The sequence below is a fragment of the Pseudonocardia sp. NPDC046786 genome (assembly GCF_040645415.1).
Lineage (GTDB): Bacteria > Actinomycetota > Actinomycetes > Mycobacteriales > Pseudonocardiaceae > Pseudonocardia > Pseudonocardia kongjuensis.
In genome coordinates, this window is sequence record NZ_JBEYYF010000029.1 from 39789 (window position 1) to 60434 (window position 20646).

Sequence of the window (20646 nt, forward strand, 5' to 3'; positions counted from 1 at the left end):
CTCTGTAGCCGTTCGGTCATCCGGGTCGGCCGGTGGCGAGCGTCGGCGCAGCCGCCAGCAGGGTCATGGTGTAGGGATGGCGCGGGGCGTCGAAGATCTGGTCCTTGTCGCCGTGCTCGACGATCTCGCCGGACTTCATGACGTAGACGTGCTCGGCGACCTTGTTCACCACCGGCAGGTCGTGGGTGATGAACACGTATCCGACGCCGAGGCGGCGCCGCAGGTCGTCCATCAGCCGCAGCACCCCGGCCTTGACCGAGGCGTCCAGCGCCGACACCGCTTCGTCCGCGACGATGATCGTCGGTTCCAGCACGATCGCCCGGGCGATCAGCACCCGCTGCCGCTGCCCGCCGCTCAGCTCGTGCGGGTACCGGCCGAGGTAGGCCTCCGGTGGGGTCATCCCGACCAGGTCCAGCGCATCGCACACGGCCCGGCGCACCGCGTCGCGGCCCTCGGCGATCCGGTGCAGCCGGACGACCTCGCCGACAGCGGTGGCGACCGTCTTGCGCGGGTTCAGCGACCCGGCCGGGTCCTGCAGGACGGCCTGCACGTGCCTGCGGTAGCCGTTCCAGCGCTGCCGGTCCATCGAGGCGAGCGCGACACCGTCGAACTCGACGCTGCCGGAGGTGACCGGCACCAGTCCGAGCAGCATCCTGGCCAGCGTGCTCTTGCCGCTGCCGCTCTCCCCGACGATCGCGACGAACTCGCCGGGCCGCACCTGCAGGCTCGCGTCGATCACGGCGTCGACCGACCGGCCGCCGCGGCGCGCCCGGAACGTCTTGCAGGCCCGCACTGCCTCAAGGAGCACCGGAGACCTCCTCCCTGGCCCAGCTCGCACGTAGCGAGTCGGGGATCGAGTACAGCTCCACGCCGTCGTCGGTCAGGCTCCGCACGCTGCGCAGCAGCGCTCGGGTGTAGGCGTGCCGGGGTGCGTCGAGGACGTCGGCGGTCGGTCCGGACTCGACCACCCGCCCGGCGTACATGACGTAGATCCGGTCCGTCATCCCGGCGACGACGGCGATGTCGTGCGAGATCAGCACCAACGAGGTCCCGAGCCGGCGCACCGTCTCGTCGAGAGTGGCCAGCACCCGCTTCTGCACGGTCGCGTCGAGCGCGGTGGTCGGTTCGTCGGCGACCAGCAGGTCGGGGGTCTTGGCGATGGCGACCGCGATCAGTACCCGCTGCCGCATCCCGCCGCTCAGCTCGTGCGGGAACCGGCGGGCGACCTCGTCGACGTCCTCCAGCCCGGCCAGCGCCAGGAACCGTCCGACATCGCCGTCCTGCCCGGACCGGTCGCGCCCGGCGGGCACCGCCTCGGCGACCTGCCGCCCGATCGTCATCACCGGGTTCAGGTAGGTCAGCGGGTCCTGGAAGATCATCCCGACGGTGCGGGTGCGCACCGCGTCCCACGCCTGCGGCGGCGCACCGACCATCTCCCGGCCCTCCAGCACGATCGACCCGCGGACCCGCACTCGGGGCGAGGTGGGCAGCAGGCCCGCGATCGCCCGGCCGGTGACGGTCTTACCCGAGCCGGACTCGCCGACCACGCCCACCCGCTCACCCCGGTCGACGTGCAGTGAGACGGACCGGACCGCCTCCACCTCGCTGCGCACGCCGGTGGGCAGGCACACGTTGAGGTCGGTGACCCGGACCAGCGGGCCCCCGCCGGCGCGCGGCTCGGTGGTCCCGGTCAGCAGTTCAGAGCTCATTTGACCCTCCCGATCGTCGGGTTGAGGGCGTCGTTGAGCGCGTCGCCGATCATGTTCACGGCCAGCACCACGACGAAGATGCAGATCCCCGGGAACAGCGCCATCCACCAGGCCGAGTTCAGATAGGGCTGGGCGTCGTTGAGCAGCGACCCCCAGGTGGCCCGGTTGGCGTCACCGATCCCGAGGAAGGCCAGCCCGGACTCGGCAAGGATCGCCATTCCCACCGTCATCGTGGTGGAGACGACGACCGGGGCCATCGAGTTCGGCAGCACGTCGGAGACGAGGATCCGCCGGCCCGGGAAGCCCGCGGCCCGCGCGAACTCGACGTAGCCGAGCTGGGCGACCCGCGCCGCCTCGGCCCGCATGATCCGGGCCACCCCCGGCCATCCGGTCAGGCCCATGATCGCGATGATGATGAAGATGTTCGCGCCCAGGATGGCCGCGGCGACGAGCACCAGCACCAGCCCGGGGATGGCCTGGAAGAACTCGATGACCTTGACCAGCGCCACGTCGATGACGCCGCCGTAGTAGCCGGCCAGACCACCGATCAGCACGCCGAGCGTCATCGACAGCAGCGCGACGGCGAACCCGACGAACAGCGAGAGTCTACCGCCGTGCAGCACCCGTGCCAGGAAGTCCCGACCGAGGTGGTCGGTGCCGAGCGGATAGGCGGCCGACGGCGGCTGCATCGGCGGGTGGGCGGTGCTGACCGGGTCACCACCGAAGACCGGTCCCAGCAGGGCGACCAGGGTCATCAGGGCCATCACGACGAGAAAGACGATCGCCAGCGGCTTGCGGAAGAAGATCCGGGTCGGCGTCTCCTCCCGCCGTCCGCCTGCACCGGTGGTGCCGGCGACCGGCGGAGCGGTCTCGGTCCCGTGCACGGTCATGACTGTGCCCCTCCGGATCGGGTGAACCGGGCTCGCAGCCGCGGATCGATGAGGCCGTAGGCGATGTCGGTGAGGACGTTCGCGACGAGGATCATCACCGTCATCACGATCGTCACCCCGAGGACGACCATGTTGTCCTTCTGGTTGATCGCGTCCACCATCAGCAGGCCCATGCCCGGCCAGCTGAAGACCCGCTCGATGAGGGTCGATCCAGCCAGCAGGCCGCCGACGCTCAGACCGATGATCGTGACCATCGGCAGCATCGCGTTCGGCAGCCCGTGCCGGTAGAGCACCCGGTCGGCGGAGAGGCCCTTCGACCGGGCCGTGTCGATGTAGTCCTGGCCCAGCGCCTCGATCATGGACGAGCGCATGATCCGGGTCTTGAAGGCGAGCTGGCTCATCGCCATGCAGATCAGCGGGAGCAGCATGTACCGTAGCTGGATCCCGCTCTCCCCGTAGGGGCTGGCCCCCGCGGTCGGCAGCCAGCCGAGCAGAACGCCGAAGACCCAGATCAGCATGAGCCCGAGCCAGAAGTTCGGGATGGAGAAGATCACCAGCGAGCCGCCGGAGATCGAGGCGTCCAGCCAGCGCCGCCGGGTCCGTCCGGCGATCGCACCGAGCACGATGCAGACCACCGTGGACAGCGCCATCGCCCAGAACGCGAGGACCAGGGTGTATGGCGCTCGGCTCGCGATGAGCTCGGTGACCGGTCTGCCGCTGATCGCCGAGGAACCGAGGTCACCGGTGAACACGTTCCCGACATAGATCAGGTAGCGCTGCCAGAGCGGGAGGTCCAGCCCGAAGCGGGCGGCCATCTCGGCCTCGAACTCGGGTGACACCGGGGCGTCCCCGAGCAGCGCCTGCAGCGGGTTGCCCGGAGCCAGTTCGAGGAGCAGGAACAGGATCGTGATGACGACCAGGAGCAGGACCACCGAGCTCACCAGCAGCCTGGCGTAGTGGACGGCAACGGCCTTCATCGCGACTCACCCATTCGTCGGAGGTGGGCTCCACTGCAGACGACAGTCACCCTGTGTCCTGCACCACTGTCCGAGAGTGGCGGTGGTCGCCGCGTCCGTCATTCCGTGACGCGGGAGCCATTTCACGAGGCGGAAGGCAGTCCGGCCGGCTCGACCCGGCCGGCCAGCCAGCGCTCGGCGTCGATCGCCGCGGCGCAGCCCGACCCGGCCGCGGTGACGGCCTGCCGGTAGTTCCGATCGACAAGGTCCCCGCAGGCGAACACACCGTCCACCCCGGTCCGGGTGCTCCCGTCCAGGGTGCGGACGTAACCGTCGGGATCCAGGTCGAGCCGGTCCCTGACGAGCCCGCTGCGCGGGTCGTGACCGATCGCGACGAACATCCCGGCGACCTCCAGCTCTGAGCCGGATCCATCCCGGACGTCGCGCAGCCGCAGCCCGGCCACCGCGCCGTCACCGGTCACCGCGGCCACCTCCTGGTGAGTCCGCCAACGGATCGCCGGATTCGCCCGCGCCCGCTCCAGCAGGATCTCCGAGGAGCGGAACGTGTCCCGCCGGTGCACCACGGTGACGCTGCGGGCGAACCGGGTCAGGAACTCGGCCTCCTCCATCGCCGAGTCCCCGCCACCGACGACCGCCACGTCGCGGTCGCGGAAGAAGAACCCGTCGCAGGTCGCGCAGGACGACACGCCGCGGCCCAGCAGCTCCTGTTCCCCGGGCACGCCCAGGTAGCGGGGGGCGGCACCCATCGCGAGCACCACCGCGTGCGCCCGGTGCGTCTCGCCGTCCGCGACGATCTCCTTCACCGGCCCGTCCAGCCGCAGCTCATCGACGTCGCGAGGGCGCAGGTCGGCGCCGAACCGCGTGGCCTGCGCCCGCATCCGTTCCATCAGGCCGGGACCGTCCACCCCGTCCGGGAAGCCGGGAAAGTTCTCGACATCGGTGGTGGTCATCAGGGCACCGCCGTAGCTGCTGCCCTCGAACACCACCGGTGCGAGCCGGGCCCGGGCGGCGTAGATCGCCGCGGTGTACCCGGCCGGGCCGGAGCCGACGACGACCAGGTCGTGCACCGGCGCGGTCACGGTGTCTCCGGCTGGTCGCTGAGCCAGACCTCGGCCAGCCTGCGGCCCTGGTGGATCGGGCTCGGGTGGAGATCCTGCACCCGGGACGAGAAGACCGTGTAGTCGAACTTCTGGATCGGCAGCATCCCCTGCACGATCTCGGTCTCCATCCGGGCCTGCATGGCCCTGTGCAGCTCGCGCTGCTCGTTCTCGTCGGTCGAGGTCTGGGTGCGGGCGTAGCTGTCGATCAGCTCCTGGTCGTCGACCAGGGCGTAGTTCTCGATGTAGCCCGGCATGAAGTCGCGCCAGGTCTGGTCGGGCAGGTGCAGGGTGCGCAGCGCCTTGGCCATCGCGAACTCGTGGTTGCGCCTGCGCTCGATCCCGGTGCCGGGGTCGACGGTCTCGATCGTGACGTCGATCCCGACCTCGGCCAGGTCGGCCTGGATCCACTGGGCCTCGCGGACGTCCTCGTCATCGACCCGCTGCACGGTCAGGGTGGTCGTGAAGCCCTCCGGCAGACCTGCCTCGGCGAGCAGCCGGCGGGCCTGGTCGGGATCGAACGGGCGCAGCTCGCGCACCTCGTCGGCGGACAGTGCGGCGTCACTGATGTCCGGGCGCAGCGTCGAGGTCAGGTTGAACGAGCCGCGGATGGTCTCCCCCATCCCCTCCCAGTCGATCGCCAGCATCACCGCGCGACGCACCCGCAGGTCGTCGAACGGCTCCTCGCGCGGGTTCAGATAGAAGCTCACCGGTGCACCAGGGGTCTCGTCGACGGTGAAGTCGCCGTCGCGGAACTCGTCGGCCACGTTGACGTCGCTGGTAGTGCCGATGTCGAGCCGGCCGCTGCGCAGGGCGGCGGTGAGCGCCGCGGTGTCGCTGATCACCGGCCGCCGGATCTCGTCGAGGTAGGGACGATCCGGCACGTGGTAGTCGGGGTTGCGGCGCAGCACCCACTCGACGTCGGGTGAGTGCTCGGCGAGCAGGAACGGACCGGTCCCGATCGCGACCGTGTCGAGGTCGTATTGCCCCTCGATCCCCTCCCGGGGCACCATCAGGAAGGTGTGGTAAGCCAGGTACTCCAGCAGCGGGGCGAACGGCCTCGACAGGTTCAGCACGACGGTGTGCTCGTCCGGCGCCTCGACGCTCTCCACCGCCTCCAGCATGTAGGCCTGCAACCCGCGCTCCTTCATCGCGGTGATCGTCGCGACCACGTCGTCGGCGACGAAGGCGCGTCCGTTCACCGGCGCGACATCGTGCCAGGTGACGTCCTGTCGCAGGGCGAAGGTGTAGGTCAGGCCGTCCTCGGAGATCTTCCAGGACTCGGCGAGATCGCCCTCCAGCTCCATCCCGGTGACGTCCGGGCCGTTGCGCCAGTCGAGCAGCTTCCCGTAGACCGAACCGGAGATCAGCCCGGTGGCACTCGGGTCGGAGCTCTCCAGCGGGTGCAGGTCGGTGGAGACCTCGTTCGGCAGCTGCCAGACCAGCGAACCACCCGGGCGCGGGTCGCCGACCGGTTCGTCGGCCCCGCCACCGGCGCCACCACCGCCGCAGGCCGACAGCACCAGCGCACCCGCCAGCACCAGGGCCGGCAGCGCCCGCCGGGCTCTCACGACAGCTCCCGGTCGAGCTCGCCGGTGACATCCAGCCCGACCAGCGGCACCGGGCCGGCCAGGTCGGACGCCGCGGCCGGGACGTAGGCGAAGTTCTTCGCCCGCGCACCACCGTCCACGACGAAGTCCTGGCCGGTGATCAGCCGGGCCTGATCCGAGCACATCCAGGCCACGCAGTGCCCGATATCGGTCGGGGTGCCGGTGGTGCCCATCGGCACCATCGGCGTGCGGTCCCCGCTCCAGCGGGCCGGCCGCCGCCACGGCTCGTCGCCGGTGCCGCCGCCGATCCCGTTGCGCGGCCGGTCCATCACCGATCTCCCGTTCGGGCCGGTCAGCGCCGGGTTGTCCGGGGTCGGTGCGGTCGGGGTGAAGGAGTTGACCCGGATCCCGTACGGCGCGAGGTCCATCGCCGCGGCCCGCACGAAGTTGTTCACGCCACCCTTGTGGAAGGCGTAGGCGATCACCCCTGCCGAGCCGGACCAGCCGTTCGACGAGGAGACCATCACGACCGATCCGCGGGTCCCGCGCTCGGCCATGTGCCGCCCGACCGCACGGGTGTTGAGGAAGCTGCCCAGCCCGGCGACCCGCACCGCCCGGTCGAAGAACTCCGCGCTCTCGTCGAGCACGCCGCGGCCGCCGAGCAGCGCGGCGTTGTTGACCAGGATGTCGATGCCGCCGAGCTCGCCGACCACCCGGTCCACGTAGCCGGCCACATGCGCCTCGTCGGTGACGTCGCCGGGGACCGCGATGGCGCGTCCGCCGTTGCGCTCGACCCGCTCGACCGCGGCGTCGGCGGCGGCCGGGTCGATGTCGTTGCAGGCCACCGTGGCGCCGTAGCGGGACAGCGCCAGCGCTATCCCGCTGCCGATGTTCGGGCCGGCACCGGTGACGAGAGCCACCTTCCCGGCGAGTGAGATGTCCACTGTGGTTGCTCCTAGTCGGGTCGGGATCGGTCTGTGGGGGCCCGGTCGGGGGCCGCCTCGGCGGCGGCGTCGGCACCGGCCAGACTCGGCGCAAGCCGCGTCGGCGGCCGGACCCGCCACCACCTGCGGGACTCGGTAAAGGTGGCGCGCTGCAATCGTGGGTCCAGGTGGTCGCGCAACGCGTCGCCGAGCAGGTTGAGGCTGAACACGGCCAGCGAGAGCAGGACCGCCGGGACGACGATCAGCCACGGTGCCCGCTCGACGTATCGGACCCCGTCGGAGAGCATCAGCCCCCACGACGGGGTCGGCGGCGGGGCGCCGATGCCGAGGAAGCTGAGCGCCGACTCGGCGATGATCACACCGGCGAAGATCAGGCTGGCGAGGGTGAACACCGGGGCGAGAATGTTCGGCAGTACGTGCAGGGAGAGAATCCTCCCGGTCCGCGCCCCCGTCGCGCGGGCCGCCTCGACATAACGTTCCTCGCGCACCCGCAGCGTCTCACCGCGGGCGATCCGGTTGAACGACGGAGTGATCACCACGGTCAGCGCGATGATCGTGTTGCGCACCGACGGACCCAGGATCACCGCGATGAACAGCAGCAGGACGATGCCGGGGATCGCCTGCACCGCGTCCATCACTCGCTGCAGGACGATGTCGATCCCTCGGCCGGCGTACCCGGAGACGACCCCGATCGCGGTGCCCAGCACCAGGCTGATCGCGGTGGTCGTCACGCCGATCAGCAACGACGTGCGGGCCCCGTGCAGCGCCCGGCTCAGCACGTCGCGGCCCAGGTCGTCGGTACCGAGCAGGAACGCCGCGGACGGTTCGGCGAGGATGTCCCGGCGGAACTGCTCCAGCGGGTCGTAGGGTGCCACCAGCGGCGCGAGCAGCCCGGCCAGCACGAACAGCGTCAGCACGCTCAGCGCGACTGCGCCGAGCGGCTGGGCACGGACGAACCTGGCGACGGCGCGGGGCACGGCGCGCAGCCAGGAGGGTGCGGCGGTGCTGGTCACGACAGGGCCCTCCCGGTCCGGATCCGTGGGTCGACCAGCGCGTAGAGCAGGTCGATCACGATGATCGTCACGACGAACAGCGCGGCGTAGAAGATCGTGCAGGCAACCACCACCGGGTAGTCCCGTTCCAGCACCGCGGAGTAGATGAGCTGCCCGGTCCCGGGGATGCCGAACATCTGCTCCAGGATCACGGTGCCGCCGAGGACGGTCGCCAGCTCCAGTCCGAGCAGCGTGAGCACCGCGATCGTCGAGTTTCGGGCGGCGTGCTTGCCGACGACGGTGCGCTCTCGCGCGCCCTTCGCGCGAACGGTGCGCACGTAGTCCGAGCCCAGCGACTCCAGCAGCGACGACCGCGCCATCCGAGCCGTGCCCGCCATCCCGGCGGTCCCCAGCGCGATGATCGGGATGGCCATCTGCTGGATCCAGCTCACGGGGTCCTCGGTGAGCGGCCGGTAGGCAAGCGGTGGCGACCAGTTCAGCCAGACCGCGCACGCAGTGAGCGCCAGCAGCGCGACCACGAAGTTCGGCACCGACAGGAACGCGACGGCGAAGGTCCGCACGGCGCCGTCCAGCGCGGACCCGCGGCTGATCGCGGCGACCGTCCCCAGAGCGATCCCGGCGACGGTGGCGAACAGCATGGCGAGCAGGCCGAGGGTCACCGTCACCGGGACGCGGGCCAGGAACAGCTCGGTGACCGGGGCCCCGCCGTAGAACGAGGTGCCCAGGTCCCCCCGGACGGCGTCGGCCAGCCAGCTGCCCAGCTGTACCCAGACCGGGGCGTCCAGACCGAACTCGGCGCGCAGTGCGGCGATCTGCTCGGGCGTCGCCCCCGAGTCGGCGAGCTGCACCGACACGGCGTCCCCGGGGACGAGCCGCATGAGGACGAACACCAGCGTGGTCACCAGCGCCATCACCACGCCGCCGTAGGCCAGCCTGCGCAGCACGTACCGGGTCACGAGCCCACCGCCTCCGGGGTGCGCGGGCCGGCGAGCCGGCAGGCGACCGTGCGACCGGCCGACGGGTCCGCGATCGGGCGCAGCGCCGGACGGTCGCCGGCGCACTCCGGTTCGGCCCGCGGGCAGCGGGTGTGGAAGCGGCACCCGGGCGGCGGGTCGATCGGGCTGGGCACCTCGCCGACCGGCGCGACCTCGTCGATCGGCCCGGCCGTGGCGAGATCGGGCACCGCGGAGACCAGCATCCGGGTGTAGGGGTGCTGCGGGTCGCGCAGCACCGCGTCGCCGTCACCGCGCTCGACGATCTCGCCGAGGTACATCACACAGACCTCATCGGACATGTACCGGACGACGTTCAGGTCGTGGGCGATGAACAGGTAGGAGATCCCGCGCTCGGCCTGCAGGCCGCGGAGCAGGTTGAGCACCTGGGCCTGTACCGACACGTCCAGCGCGGAGACCGCCTCGTCGCACACGATCAGGTCCGGGTCGGTCGCCAGCGCGCGGGCGATCCCGATCCGCTGTGCCTGGCCGCCGGAGAACTGGTGAGCGTAGCGGTGCAGATCACGCGCACCCAGACCGACCCGTTCGAGGAGTTCCACGACCCGGTCGGTGAGCGCGGCGCCGCTGGCCATCCGGTGCACGACCAGTGGCTCGCCGACCGCCTGCAGGACGGTCATCCGCGGGTTCAGCGATCCGTGCGGGTCCTGGAAGACGATCTGCATCCGGCGCCGTAGCCTGCGCAGAGCCGCGCCCGAGGCAGCCCCGAGATCCGCACCGTCGAAGGACAGCGTCCCCGCGGACGGCTCCAGCAGCCGCAGCGCGAGCCGGGCCACCGTGGACTTGCCGGACCCCGACTCACCGACCAGGCCGACGGTGCGGCCGCGCGGGATGCTCAGCGAGACGCCATTGACGGCTTGCACGACACCACGCGGGGACCGGAAATGCTTGACCAGGTCACGAGCCTCGAACAGGGGCGGATCGGTCACCGGGCACCGGCCGGGCTGCCCACCGGAGCGCACCCGTTCCAGTCGATCGTGGTCTGACACATGTGGTCTCCCGTCGGACTCCGCCGGCCGTGTGCAGCGGGCACGCTAGGAATGGTGTCCACCCGGCCGCCAGACCGACTTCCACCAGGGAGAAGAGTGCGCGCAGGTTACAGATCGTGTCGCAGATCACGGCGCGACCGATGACGTAGCCGTCCGGCTCGACGGCCGGATCGGCACTGAGTCGACAAACTACGTCGGTTCCACCGCGACTGCTGGTCGCGCCGCTGGCCGCGCGGGGCCCACGCGCCGTCGTGCACTCCTCCCTGCGCCGCCCGCCACAGGGCATCGACCCCGCCGGTCCAGCTCGCGCTGACCCCCGATCACCATGTTGATGGCCTGGGAGCCGGCCTCGCCGGCCGGTGACACCTGGCTCGCCCGGTACGGCGTCGGCAGGTCCGGCTGCCGTGTGCAGGGTGCCTGGCTGGTGTCGGTGCCCTACCTGCTCGGGATCCTGTTCGCAGGGCGGGGTGTGGGCGCCGGGTACTGGAGGCAGAACCCGGGCGACCCGCGCGGGCGGTACCGCCCGCCCATGAGCCTGCTCTCATCGGTCGCGCTTTCCCCGCTGCAGCTCTACAGCGCCGCCACGCTGCGCCGCGGCATCTGGTCCCGCGGAGGAGCGCCCCGACCGCGCGCACCCGCGACCGGGTGCTCGACGCCGCCTTCGCCGTGCTCCTGGCCCTGGTCATCCTGGTGCTGCTCACTCGTGGCCAGGTCCTGTACCGGACGGGGATCCTTGATGGGCCACGTCTCGACGCGGTACGGCGTGGCGGCTACTCGGCGCTGCTGCTGCGCGAGGGCTCCGCCGGCGCGCTGCGGATCACCGTCGGCCACAGCGGCATGGAGGTCAGCACCGCGGACGGGACGGAGCTCGCCGCCACGCGCTTCCCGGACTCGCCACGCACGAGGTGACCGCGACTCTCGCCGGGCCGCAGCTGCAGATCGAGGTGGACAGGCGCCCGTTGCCGGTCGTAACGGTCCCCGACCCCGGGGCCGCTCGGGGTGGCATCGGGCTGCGTGTGGGTGCCGCACCGTCGGAGACGACGGTGCGCGGGTTACAGGTCACGGCAGCGGTGTGAGCGGGCCCGGCCCGACAGGCCGGGCCCGGGCGGTCATCGGGCGGCGGTACCCGCCGCACCGCTCGACGTCGGTTCCCGGGCAGCCTCCTCAGCCAGCCAGCAGCGGCTGATCCGGCCCGCCCCCGTCCGGACGACCGGCGGAACCTCGGTACGGCACCGCTCCAGCGCCTGCGGGCAGCGTGGATGGAACCGGCAGCCGTCCGGCACCTCGGCCGGGTTCGGCACGCTCCCCTGGATCACGGTCAGTGGTTCATCCCGTCCGGTGTGGATGGTCGGGACGGAGCCGATCAGCGCGCGGGTGTACGGGTGCGTCGGCGAGGTCAGGACCTGGGCCGAGGTCCCCCGCTCGACGACCTGTCCGGCGTACATCACCACCACCCGGTCGGCCATCCGGGCCACCACCGACATGTCGTGCGTGATGAGTAGCAGCGCTGCGCCGTGCTCACGCTGCAGCCGCCGCATCAGCGCCAGGATCTGTGCCTCGACCGTCACGTCGAGAGCGGTCGTCGGTTCGTCGGCGATCAGCAGCTCCGGATCGCATGCCAGCGCCATCGCCACACCGACCCGTTGCTGCTGGCCACCGGAGAGCTCGTGCGGGTACGAACGCATGCGACGCTCCGGATCGGGCAGGCCCACCTCGCGGAGCAGCTCGACCGCGCGTTCCCGGGCCTGTGCCCGGCCCACCGGCCGGTGCACCCGGATCGCCTCGACGACCTGGTCGCCCACGCTGAACAGCGGATCCAGCGCGCTCATCGGGTTCTGGAACACCATTGCGATCTCGGCGCCACGCAGCCGGCGCAGCCGCTCGGGCCCGGCACCGGCGATCTCTTCACCGCGGAACGACACGGAGCCGCCTGCGATCCGACCGCTGCCGAGCAGCCCGAGCACCGCCAGCGAGCTCACGCTCTTGCCGGACCCGGACTCGCCGACCAGCGCGACCGTCTCCCCCGGCGCCACGTCGAACGAGACGCAGTCGACCACTCCGAGAGCACCCGCCGCCGTCGGGAACTCGACGCGCAGGTCCCGCACGTCCAGAACCGGGTTCACGCCGTGGCCCCGTCGACCGGGTGGGTACCGGACCATCCGCCGAACCCGAACGGCCGCACGACCAGCGACATCCCGGCATTGCGGGCGCCGGTGACCACGATCGGGAACTGCCCCGGCCCGGGGACCAGCGGGAACCGAGTGTCGTCTGCAGCGGCCCCGGCGGCCCGTCCCTTCCCCACCGCGCGCAGGTCGGCAGCGGTCCGGACTGCGCGCTCACAGACCCATGCAGCCACGTCGGCCTTGCCGAACCCGCCATCGGCCAGCATCGTGGCGTGCTCGATCCCGAGCAGCAGCCCCGCCGACGAGCGCGCCCCGACCACGGCGCCGGTCCGCGCCACCGTGTCCGCGATGTCGCGCAACAGGTCCTCCGGATCGGTGGTGTCCCGGTTGTCGACGAACTCGCAGGTCCGGATGAGCATCGCCGAGACCGACCCGGCGCCGGGGGCGGCCCCCAGATCGACCGAGAGCGGCGCCCAGGGGCTCTCCTCCTCGTTCTCCCCGATGCAGATCGAGAACCGGCCGGGCAGCCCCTGGGTCGCCTGGTCCAGCTCGTGCGGGCGGATGCCGAGCACGTTGCGTACGGTCAGCCCGATCGCCCGGGCGATGGTGGCGTTCGCGCGGAACCCCGGACCGACCACGCCGCCCACCGAGTTGATTCCCAGCTCGCCCCGGACGTCACCGTTGACCACGATCACCGGCGCCGGACCGCTGGTGCTCTGCCAGCCACCGCTGGTGACGATCCGCTGCGCCATCAGCGCGTCCCACGCCGCCAGGACGACCGGCATGTACTCGGGGCGGCAGCCGGCCATCGCGGCGTTCACCGCGACCTGCTCGACGGTGCACTCGCGGCCCAGGTTACCGGTGTGGACGATCACCTCGGCCGGATCGCGCCGGGTTGCAGCCAGGAACTCGTCCCGGGTCGCGGCGGTGACCGGGACGACCGGGAGGCCGTCGGTCCAGCCCTGCTCGTAGGCGTGCTCGACGGCCGCCCGGGCGACGTCCACCGGATCGGTGGCGGCCGCGCTCACGTGCCGACCCGGTCACCGGCCGGGGAGCTCAGCAGCCGGACCAGCTCGGGTAGCACCCCGTCGGCCCGGACCGCCACCCCCGCAGCGTCCAGTGAGGCCACCGGGTGCGGCACGCACGCGTAGTCGTAGCCGGGGCTGCCTCGCAGCGTCGCCATCGCGTCCGCCGTCGCCCGGAACGCCTCGCTGCACACCACCGCCGCGGGGACCCCGGCCGCCTCCAGCGCGATACCGTCGGTGACGGCGGACGCGCTGCATGATCCGCAGTCGCCGACCCCGACGACCACCACGTCGCACCGATCGACGAGATCGGCCAGCACCTCAGGCGACACCGGGTCGTTGATGAAGGGCTTGGTATGCCTGGCGGACACCACGGTGCCGTGCCCCCGGGTGAACCGCTCGGCGATCGCGTCGACCAGCTCCGCGGCGTTGCGCTTGGTGTTCAGCAGCAGGCCGAGCCGCAGCCCCGCCAAGTCGCCCGGGCGAGGGGCGAGCGCCGGCCCCGTCCCGGGTGCGGTGACCGGATCGGGTGCCCCGGTCGGGTCGATCATGCTCTCGAACATGGCGGATCCCGTCGTCGGAACTGGGGGTCGGAGAGCACGATAAAGAGCCTGCTACCGAACCCGCCAGACCAACTTCCACCAGGCAAAAGAGTCCACGGAGGACGCACTGAGGCGCACGACGGATGACGTAGCGGCGCCCGGTCATTCGCGTGTACCCCCCGCCCGCGGCGCTGCCTACCGTCGGGGGCCATGACCTCGCCCGATCGACCGGCCATCCAGGTGATCAGTGCACATTCCGGGGACTTCGTGTGGCGGGCAGGCGGGGCGCTGGCCCGCTACGCCGAACGCGGCTACGACGTGCGCGTCGTCTGCCTGAGCTACGGCGAGCGCGGCGAGTCACCGGGGCTCTGGCGGCGCCCCGGTACGACCGTCGACACCGCGAAGGCAGCCCGTCGCGATGAGGCCGAGGCCGCAGCCGACGCACTCGGAGCATCCGTCACCTTCCTCGACCTGGGCGACTATCCACTGCGGATCGACGACGACGGCCTGTCCCGGATCGTCGCCGAGATCCGGGCCGCGGCGCCGGAGGTGCTGCTCACGCACGTCGCGAACGACCCGTACAACCGCGACCACGACGCCGCGCACGAGGCGACCCTGCTGGCCCGCCAGGTCGCGCAGGCCGCCGGGCACGATCCGTCGACGCCACCGATCGGCGCGCCGCAGGTGCTGCAGTTCGAGCCGCACCAGCCCGAGCAGTGCGGCTTCGTGCCGAACCTGCTGCTCGACGTCACCGGTGTGTTCGAGCGCAAGCGCAAGGCGATGGAGTGCATGGGCGCCCAGGCCCACCTGGTGCGCTACTACACCGATCTCGGGCTGCGCCGCGGCGTGCAGGCCGTCCGCAACGGCGGCGACCCGTCGATCGTGCACGCCGAGGCCTACCAGCGGGTCTTCCCGGTCGTCGGGGACGTGCTGCGGTGAGCGGACACGTGATCGTCCGGACCCGACGCGGACCGGACCCGGACGTGCTCGCCGGACTGGCCCGGCTCGGCGTCGCGACCGTGCACGAGGCGCACGGGCGGCGTGGCCTGCTCGGCCCGGCGATCCGGCCGGTCCAGCACGGGGCGCGGATCGCCGGGCGTGCAGTCACCGTGCTGTCGCACCCCGGCGACAACCTGATGATCCACGCCTGCGTCGAGCAGTGCGGGCCGGGCGACGTCCTCGTCGTCGCCACCACCTCGCGGTCCACCGACGGGATGTTCGGCGAGCTGTTCGCCACGCAGCTGGCGCACCGCGGGGTGCTCGGCCTGGTCAGCGACGCCGGTGTCCGCGACGTCGCCGAGCTGGCCGCGATGGGTTTCCCCGCCTGGTCGCGCGCCGTGCACGCGCAGGGCACCGCGAAGGCGGTGGCCGGCTCGGTGAACGTCCCGGTCGTCGTCGCCGGACAGCGGATCGACCCCGGCGACGCGGTGATCGCCGACGACGACGGCGTGCTCTGCGTCCCGCGCGCCGAGGCCGCCGCGATCGCCGGGGCCGCCGCGGCGCGGGCCGCGAACGAGGAGGACAAGCGCCGCCGGTTCGCCGACGGCGTGCTCGGCCTGGACCTCTACGACCTGCGGCCCACCCTGGACCGGCTGGGCGTGCGCTACGTCGACGACCCCGAGGGGGACCTCTCATGAGCACGTTCGTCCTGCTGCACGGCGCCTGGCACGGGGGCTGGGTGTGGCAGCGCGTCGCCCCCGGCCTGCGGGCGGCCGGTCACGACGTCCTCGCGCCGACGCTGACCGGGGTGAGCGACCGGGCCCACCTGCTCCACCCGCAGGTCGGGCTGTCCACGCACGTCCAGGACGTCGTCGCGCTGCTGGAGGCGCACGACGCCCGCGACGTCGTGCTGGCCGGGCACAGCTACGCCGGCCAGGTCGTCACCGGGGTCGCCGACCGCGTCCCGGACCGGGTGGCCCGCCGGGTGTACCTGGACGCCTTCGTCGGCGACGACGGCGACGCCGCGATCGACCTGCTCCCGCCGACCGTCGCCGGGCACTACCGGGAGGCGGTCGCCGGGCCCGGCTTCGGCTGGCTGGTCCCGGTCCGCCCGCTGGAGCGGCTCGGCGTCACCGAGCAGGCCGACCTGGACTGGCTCACGCCGCGCCTCACCCCGCACCCGTGGCTCACCTACACCGAGCCGCTGCGGGTGACCGGGAAGGGCGACGCGGTGCCAGCGGCGTTCGTCGAGTGCACCGACTGGATGCGGGTCTTCCGCGAGCACGCCGGGCGAGCGGCCGACCGGGGGTGGCCGGTCCACGAGGTCGCGACCGGTCACGAGGCCATGGTCACCGCGCCCGCCGAGCTGAGCGCACTGCTGATGGAGCTGACCCGCTGATGGAGTTCCTGGTCCGCACTCAGAACCTGCTGCCGGTCGACACCCCGGCCGCGATCCGCGACGAGCTGAAGGCCGGTGAGCGCGCCCGCGCCGTCGAGCTGCGCGAGGCCGGGGTCCTCAAGCGCCTGTGGCGGGTCCCCGGGCGGAACGCGACCGTCGGGCTCTACGAGGCCGACGACCCCACCGCGCTGCACGACGCGCTGGCGTCGCTGCCGATGTTCCCCTGGATGGACGTGACCGTCGAGGCACTGGCGACGCACCCGCAGGAGCGCTGAGCGCCGGTCCCCGCCGCCGCCGGCGGCGGCGTTCTCCCCGGTCCGGGCCGGGTCAGGGGAACACGACGGTGCGGTTGCCGGACACCGCGACCCGGTGCTCGCTGTGCCACCGCACCGCCCGGGCCAGCGCGAGCCGTTCGGCCTCCCGGCCCCGGGCGGCGAGCTGCTCCGGGCTCAGCGAGTGGTCGACGCGCAGCAGCTCCTGCTCGATGATCGGCCCCTCGTCGAGGTCCGCGGTCACGTAGTGCGCGGTGGCCCCGATGAACTTCACCCCGCGCTCGTGCGCCTGGTGGTAGGGCCGCGCCCCCTTGAAGCTGGGCAGCATCGAGTGGTGGATGTTGATCGCCCGGCCCTCCAGGGCTGTGCACGCGTCGTCGGACAGGATCTGCATGTAGCGGGCCAGCACCACCAGCTCGACGCCCTCGGCGCGGACCAGGTCGAGCAGCTCCGCCTCCGCGGCCGGTTTCGTCTCCCGGGTGACCGGGATGTGCCGGAACGGCACCCCGTACCCGTCGGCGAGCCGCCCCAGGTCGGGATGGTTGGACACGACCGCGACGACGTCGAGTGCCAGCTCGCCGATCGAGTTCCGGAACAGCAGGTCGTTGAGGCAGTGCGCGAACCGGCTGACCATGATCACCGTGCGCGGGCGGTGCCCGGTGTCGGCGAGGCTCCAGGTCATCCCGAACCGCGCGGCGATCGGCGCGACGCCGGTGCCGAGCCGGTCCAGGTCGGGCCGGGCGCCGTCGGTCCGGGCGAACTCGATCCGCAGGTAGAACGTGCCGGTGGTGGCGCTGCCGAACTGGTGGCTCTGCACGATGGTGCAACCCTGCTCGGCGAGCAGACCGGTCACGGCGTGCACGATGCCGGGCGCGTCCGGGCAGCTGAGCAGCAGCACCGCGCGCGGGCCCGGCGCCGAGGCGGTCACGACGCGGCCCGCGATCCGGCGGCGGCCATCGCGGCCCGGCGCGCCGCGAGCACCGTGCTGCGCAGCAGCAGCACGTCGGTGACCGGCCCGACGCCGCCGGGCACCGGGGTGAGCGCCGCGGCCCGCGCCGCGACGGATCCGGCGTCGACGTCGCCGACGGTGCGGACCGTCCCGTCCGGCCCGGTGACGGCGTTGATCCCGACGTCGAGCACGACGGCGCCGGGTGCGACGTGCTCGGCGCGGACCAGCCCGGCCCGGCCGGCGGCGACGACGAGCACGTCCGCCCAGCGGGTGTAGCGGCCGATCCCGCCGGTCCGGTCGGCCCACTCGTCGATCGAGGAGACGGTCGCGCCGCGGGCGCAGCCGAGCGCGACCGCCGGGACGCCGACGGTCGCCGACCGCCCGACGACGACGATCCGGCTGCGGTGGTAGAAGCCGGCGCGGTCCTGTCCGGTGCCGTCGATCCAGGTGTCGAGCAGGTCGAACACCGCGGCCGGGGTGGCGGGCACGAACCGGGGCGCGCCGAGCGCGAGCAGGCCGACGTTCTCCGGGTGCAGCGCCTCGACGTCCTTCGCCGGGTCGAGCGCGCCGAACACCGTCGCCTGGTCCACGCCCGCCGGGAGCGGGCGCAGCAGCAGGACCCCGGACACGGCCGGATCGTCGTTGCAGGACCGCACGGCGCCGAGCACCGCCGCCTGCGACGCCCCGGCCGGGAGCTCCACCGTCCGGTGGCCGACGCCGAGTTCCGCGGCGAGCCGGTGCAGCCGCCGCTGGTAGGCGCGGGCGCCGAAGCCGGCGTCGCCGGGCAGCACGGTCGCGAGCCCGGGCCGGATCCCGGACGCGTGCAGCGCGGCGACCTCGTCGGCCAGTGCGGCGCCGAGCTCGCGGGCGCGGGCGCGGCCGTCGATCGGGCGCGCCGTCATCGGTCCAGGCGCTCGAGCAGCCGACGTCGCCACGTCTCGGTGCTCTCGAGGTCGTTGAAGGTGAACACGTGGATCCCGGCCAGGCCGGTGTCGCCGGCGGCCAGTGCCGGCGCGATGCCGTCCAGCACCCGGTCGGGCCGGTAGCCGCCGGGCAGGAAGAACCGCCGGAGCATCCCCTGCTGCTTGCGCAGGAACCGGGCCGACTGCCCGAGCCCCAGCCCGGCGGAGACCCGGATCAGCTTCTGCCTGCTCACCGCGCCGGGCACGCCGACCCGGACCGGCAGCCGCACCCCGGCGGCGGCGATCCGGCGGGCCCACCGCACGGTGGCGGCCGGATCGAAGCACAGCTGGGTGACGATCTGCGTGGCGTAGGGCGCCTTCGCGGTGAGCGCGCCCGCGATCAGCTCGTCGGCGATCCCGCCGTGCCCCTCCGGGTAGCCGCCGATCCCGATCCGGTCGAACCGGTCACCGGCGATCTCGTGCAGCTCGGTGAGCAGAGCAAGGGCGTCCGGATAACGGCCCACCGGCTCGGCGGCGTCACCGCCGACGACGAACAGCGCGCGGACCCCCGCGTCGGTGAGCCGGTCGGTGAGATCGGCCAGGTGCGCCCGGTCCCGGACCAGCCGGGCCGCGAGGTGCGGCGCCACCCGGTAGCCGTGCCCGGTGAGCCGGACGGCGAGCTCCACGGTCGGGTCGGGCCCCTTCGCCTCGGTGGTCGTGACGCTCAGCCCGGTGCCGGTGGGGACGTGGGCGAGCACCTTGTCCGCGGCACTCGGGAACGGCAGCACCTCGTAGGTGGCCGCACGCAGCACACGGGCGAGCACGGACCGCCGGTCCGCACGCGGCGCCGCGCCGTCCCGATCGGGGGGATCCAGCAGTGACGTCACGGGGCGCTCCGGTTGTCGAGCAGGGCCAGTCCGGCGGCGGTGTTCGACGCCGGCACGTGATAGGCGGTGTGCACCGTGCGGACGCGGGTGTTCATCGCCCCGCGCATGACCAGCCACATGATCAGCTCGATACCCTCCGACCCGGCGAGCCGGATGTAATCGTCGCGGTGCAGGGCGGTGAGCTTCTGCGGGTCGTCGGCGATCGCCTCCAGGAACATGTGGTCGAAGCCGGGATTGACGAACCCGGCCCGGGCGCCGGCCAGCTGGTGCGACATCCCGCCGGTGCCGAGGATCCCGACGGTGCGCGCGCCGTCGTAGGACGCCAGTGCCCGGCCGATCGCCTGCCCGAGCGCGTAGCAGCGGGCCGCGGTCGGCTGCGGGTAGCGGATCACGTTCACCATGATCGGGACGACCGGGCAGGGCCAGGTGTCACCGGGATCGGGCGTCCACACCGACAGCGGCACGGTGAACCCGTGGTCGACGTCGAGCTCGGCGAACACGGTGAGGTCGAAGCCGTCGTCGACCAGGTGCTCCAGCAGGTGGAACGACAGGTCGGGGTCCCCGACGACGTCCGGCACCGCGCGCCGGCCGTATCCCTCGTCGGCGACCCGGTACTCCTCGGCGGTTCCGATCGCGAAGGTCGGCACGATGTCCAGGTCGACGCCGTTGGCGTGGTCGTTGTAGATCAGGATCGCGACGTCCGGGGTGCGTTCGGCGAGCCACGCCCTGGCCGGTGCGTAGCCGTCGAACAGCGGCGCCCAGCGCGGGTCGGCGGTCAGGTCGCGGTCCATCGCGGCGCCGATCGACGGCACGTGCGAGGTCCCCAGGCCCCAGATGACCTCAGACATCGGTACGTCCCCCCGCCGCCATCGCCGCCGTGAACTCGTCCTCGCTCATTCCGGTGAACACGCCGCCCAGGTACTGCATGGAACGTCCGTCCATCATGGCCAGCTTGTAGACGTAGAAGATGCTGCCGCCCAGATCGAGCATCGCCTGCCAGTCCCGCTGCAGGACGGCCGCGGTCTGCTCGGCGGACAGCCCGAACCGCGCGCAGCAGGCGGCCTCGTCGGCGCAGAAGCCGGTCCGGGCGTCCTCGGTGCGCAGTGACTGCAGCAGCCGGTTCAGCGGTCGGCCGCGGCGTCCGGCGGGACCGTCGAAGACGTAGGTCCCCGGCAGGTCGTTCCTGCTGGTCATGCTGATTCCCCCCCCCGCGATCGGCCGTGGCACCGACGCTAGGAGCCGGGCGGGCCGCGGCCATCGCCCGGATGTCCCGACCGGCGGCGGCCGCCGCGCCCCGTCCGGCCCGCGACGGATGACGTAGCGGGCGCCCGCTACGTCATCCGGAGCGCCCCGTGGGGGCGCCGGCGGGGGGGTCAAACGGGGGGTGGGCCCGGCCCGCCCCCCGGCGAGCGGCGGTGGCACGGCGCAG

The 20646-nt window shown here is 72.7% G+C and carries 23 protein-coding genes; 5 read left to right on the plus strand and 18 right to left on the minus strand.

What is annotated here, in order from left to right; translation table 11 throughout:
* Positions 1–16: 16 nt before the first annotated feature.
* The 10 genes from ABZ881_RS26885 to ABZ881_RS26930 form a co-directional block, all read right to left on the minus strand.
* Positions 17–808, minus strand: coding sequence for an ATP-binding cassette domain-containing protein (locus ABZ881_RS26885; protein ID WP_358488426.1), 792 nt, complete (start codon positions 806–808; stop codon positions 17–19).
* Positions 798–1709 carry an ABC transporter ATP-binding protein gene (locus ABZ881_RS26890; protein WP_358488428.1) on the minus strand — a complete coding sequence of 304 codons (912 nt, stop codon included), beginning with the start codon at positions 1707–1709 and terminating at the stop codon, positions 798–800. Before ABZ881_RS26890 ends, ABZ881_RS26885 begins: the two co-directional genes overlap by 11 nt.
* The gene (locus ABZ881_RS26895) at positions 1706–2599 is read right to left on the minus strand and encodes an ABC transporter permease (RefSeq protein ID WP_358488429.1); all 894 of its coding nucleotides are present in this window, start codon (positions 2597–2599) and stop codon (positions 1706–1708) included. Before ABZ881_RS26895 ends, ABZ881_RS26890 begins: the two co-directional genes overlap by 4 nt.
* Positions 2596–3576: an ABC transporter permease gene (locus ABZ881_RS26900; RefSeq protein WP_358488430.1), complete on the minus strand. Its 981-nt coding sequence runs from the start codon at positions 3574–3576 to the stop codon at positions 2596–2598. The genes ABZ881_RS26895 and ABZ881_RS26900 overlap by 4 nt, the downstream gene beginning before the upstream one ends.
* 122 nt (positions 3577–3698) lie before the next feature.
* The gene (gene trxB / locus ABZ881_RS26905) at positions 3699–4655 is read right to left on the minus strand and encodes a thioredoxin-disulfide reductase (protein WP_358488432.1); all 957 of its coding nucleotides are present in this window, start codon (positions 4653–4655) and stop codon (positions 3699–3701) included.
* Positions 4652–6244, minus strand: a complete 1593-nt coding sequence (locus ABZ881_RS26910; RefSeq protein WP_358488433.1) for an ABC transporter substrate-binding protein — start codon at positions 6242–6244, stop codon at positions 4652–4654. Before ABZ881_RS26910 ends, trxB begins: the two co-directional genes overlap by 4 nt.
* Positions 6241–7167, minus strand: coding sequence for an SDR family oxidoreductase (locus tag ABZ881_RS26915; RefSeq protein ID WP_358488434.1), 927 nt, complete (start codon positions 7165–7167; stop codon positions 6241–6243). Before ABZ881_RS26915 ends, ABZ881_RS26910 begins: the two co-directional genes overlap by 4 nt.
* Positions 7168–7178: 11 nt before the next feature.
* On the minus strand, positions 7179–8180 hold the full coding sequence (locus tag ABZ881_RS26920; protein ID WP_358488436.1) for an ABC transporter permease: 1002 nt from the start codon (positions 8178–8180) through the stop codon (positions 7179–7181).
* The gene (locus tag ABZ881_RS26925) at positions 8177–9136 is read right to left on the minus strand and encodes an ABC transporter permease (protein WP_358488438.1); all 960 of its coding nucleotides are present in this window, start codon (positions 9134–9136) and stop codon (positions 8177–8179) included. Before ABZ881_RS26925 ends, ABZ881_RS26920 begins: the two co-directional genes overlap by 4 nt.
* Entirely contained in the window at positions 9133–10119 is a 987-nt protein-coding gene (locus tag ABZ881_RS26930; protein WP_358488440.1) for an ABC transporter ATP-binding protein, read from the minus strand. Before ABZ881_RS26930 ends, ABZ881_RS26925 begins: the two co-directional genes overlap by 4 nt.
* A 705-nt stretch (positions 10120–10824) precedes the next feature.
* Here ABZ881_RS26930 and ABZ881_RS26935 point away from each other — a divergent pair.
* The gene (locus ABZ881_RS26935; RefSeq protein ID WP_358488441.1) at positions 10825–11088 is read left to right on the plus strand and encodes a hypothetical protein; all 264 of its coding nucleotides are present in this window, start codon (positions 10825–10827) and stop codon (positions 11086–11088) included.
* Positions 11089–11288: 200 nt separating this feature from the next.
* Here ABZ881_RS26935 and ABZ881_RS26940 read toward each other — a convergent pair whose 3' ends face one another.
* From ABZ881_RS26940 to ABZ881_RS26950, 3 genes are read right to left on the minus strand one after another with little or no spacing between them, the layout of a single operon-like run.
* Positions 11289–12302: an ABC transporter ATP-binding protein gene (locus ABZ881_RS26940; protein WP_358488443.1), complete on the minus strand. Its 1014-nt coding sequence runs from the start codon at positions 12300–12302 to the stop codon at positions 11289–11291.
* Positions 12299–13330 (minus strand): hypothetical protein, encoded by a 1032-nt coding sequence (locus ABZ881_RS26945; protein ID WP_358488445.1) that lies wholly within the window; start codon positions 13328–13330, stop codon positions 12299–12301. Before ABZ881_RS26945 ends, ABZ881_RS26940 begins: the two co-directional genes overlap by 4 nt.
* Positions 13327–13890 carry a UGSC family (seleno)protein gene (locus tag ABZ881_RS26950; RefSeq protein WP_358488446.1) on the minus strand — a complete coding sequence of 188 codons (564 nt, stop codon included), beginning with the start codon at positions 13888–13890 and terminating at the stop codon, positions 13327–13329. The genes ABZ881_RS26945 and ABZ881_RS26950 overlap by 4 nt, the downstream gene beginning before the upstream one ends.
* Before the next feature lie 189 nt (positions 13891–14079).
* On the opposite strand from ABZ881_RS26950, the gene ABZ881_RS26955 reads away from it, so the two are divergent.
* Genes ABZ881_RS26955 through ABZ881_RS26970 form a run of 4 tightly spaced genes read left to right on the plus strand, consistent with a single transcriptional unit; the run spans position 14080 to position 16482 of the window.
* The gene (locus tag ABZ881_RS26955; RefSeq protein ID WP_358488447.1) at positions 14080–14808 is read left to right on the plus strand and encodes a PIG-L deacetylase family protein; all 729 of its coding nucleotides are present in this window, start codon (positions 14080–14082) and stop codon (positions 14806–14808) included.
* A complete protein-coding gene (locus ABZ881_RS26960; protein ID WP_358488448.1) occupies positions 14805–15506 on the plus strand; it encodes a 4-carboxy-4-hydroxy-2-oxoadipate aldolase/oxaloacetate decarboxylase in 702 nt (233 codons plus the stop codon). The genes ABZ881_RS26955 and ABZ881_RS26960 overlap by 4 nt, the downstream gene beginning before the upstream one ends.
* A complete protein-coding gene (locus ABZ881_RS26965) occupies positions 15503–16207 on the plus strand; it encodes an alpha/beta fold hydrolase (protein WP_358488449.1) in 705 nt (234 codons plus the stop codon). Before ABZ881_RS26960 ends, ABZ881_RS26965 begins: the two co-directional genes overlap by 4 nt.
* Positions 16207–16482 carry a muconolactone Delta-isomerase family protein gene (locus tag ABZ881_RS26970; RefSeq protein ID WP_358488450.1) on the plus strand — a complete coding sequence of 92 codons (276 nt, stop codon included), beginning with the start codon at positions 16207–16209 and terminating at the stop codon, positions 16480–16482. Before ABZ881_RS26965 ends, ABZ881_RS26970 begins: the two co-directional genes overlap by 1 nt.
* 52 nt (positions 16483–16534) lie before the next feature.
* On the opposite strand, the gene purU is transcribed toward ABZ881_RS26970, so the two are convergent.
* The 5 genes from purU to ABZ881_RS26995 are packed head-to-tail and all read right to left on the minus strand — an operon-like array spanning position 16535 to position 20411.
* Positions 16535–17407, minus strand: coding sequence for a formyltetrahydrofolate deformylase (gene purU, locus ABZ881_RS26975; protein ID WP_358488452.1), 873 nt, complete (start codon positions 17405–17407; stop codon positions 16535–16537).
* Complete coding sequence (locus ABZ881_RS26980) at positions 17404–18330, minus strand: tetrahydrofolate dehydrogenase/cyclohydrolase catalytic domain-containing protein (RefSeq protein ID WP_358488453.1); 927 nt, start codon at positions 18328–18330, stop codon at positions 17404–17406. The genes purU and ABZ881_RS26980 overlap by 4 nt, the downstream gene beginning before the upstream one ends.
* The gene (locus tag ABZ881_RS26985) at positions 18327–19217 is read right to left on the minus strand and encodes a methylenetetrahydrofolate reductase (protein ID WP_358488454.1); all 891 of its coding nucleotides are present in this window, start codon (positions 19215–19217) and stop codon (positions 18327–18329) included. The genes ABZ881_RS26980 and ABZ881_RS26985 overlap by 4 nt, the downstream gene beginning before the upstream one ends.
* A complete protein-coding gene (locus tag ABZ881_RS26990; protein ID WP_358488456.1) occupies positions 19214–20065 on the minus strand; it encodes a class III extradiol dioxygenase subunit beta in 852 nt (283 codons plus the stop codon). The genes ABZ881_RS26985 and ABZ881_RS26990 overlap by 4 nt, the downstream gene beginning before the upstream one ends.
* Complete coding sequence (locus ABZ881_RS26995; protein ID WP_358488457.1) at positions 20058–20411, minus strand: protocatechuate 3,4-dioxygenase; 354 nt, start codon at positions 20409–20411, stop codon at positions 20058–20060. The genes ABZ881_RS26990 and ABZ881_RS26995 overlap by 8 nt, the downstream gene beginning before the upstream one ends.
* Between the last annotated feature and the right edge of the window lie 235 nt (positions 20412–20646).